Source organism: Secundilactobacillus odoratitofui DSM 19909 = JCM 15043, assembly GCF_001434895.1.
Classification (GTDB): domain Bacteria; phylum Bacillota; class Bacilli; order Lactobacillales; family Lactobacillaceae; genus Secundilactobacillus; species Secundilactobacillus odoratitofui.
The window spans coordinates 1-518 of the sequence record NZ_AZEE01000011.1; the positions used below are offsets into that span (position 1 = coordinate 1).

The following is a 518-nucleotide window of genomic DNA, read 5'->3' on the forward strand; positions in this document are numbered from 1 at the left end:
TACACGTTCACAAGTAGCGACTTCATTGCCGGGACTTTGACGATCAAGGCAAAGGCTACAACTGGTGATGAAGAAACTCAGATTACAGTTAACAGTGAAGTGATCGATGAAGGTGATGCAACTCCTGAATTTGGCGTAAGTTACGGTAGTACACTTACTGGACATCCAGTTCTTACTAATTCAGATTTCACCTTTGATGGTGCCGATACAATTCCAACTGCAGTTGGAACTTACGTCATTAATTTGAATCAAGCGGGAAAGCAGAAAGTACGTGATGCAAATTCAAATTACTCACTGAGTGATACTGACTTCATTTCAGGCAATTTTATCATTCAATCTGTTTCCAAAGATCCAGATGGCGGTGTCACCAGAACTCAGGTAGATGGTTCTGGAGCGATTACGCAGATCACCAAGGATTGGCCAGACGGTGACAAGACGGTGGTTGATATCAGTACCGATACGAACACCGCCAGAGTCACTGAAACACCGAAGGGTGAGCCAAACTTGCCAAGTGTGAC

1 protein-coding gene is annotated in these 518 nt (G+C 44.2%); it reads left to right on the forward strand.

Translation table 11 applies throughout. The annotated features are described in order from the left end of the window. A partial coding sequence (locus FD04_RS12565; RefSeq protein WP_162255745.1) for an MBG domain-containing protein occupies positions 1 to 518 on the forward strand: 518 nt, incomplete at both ends.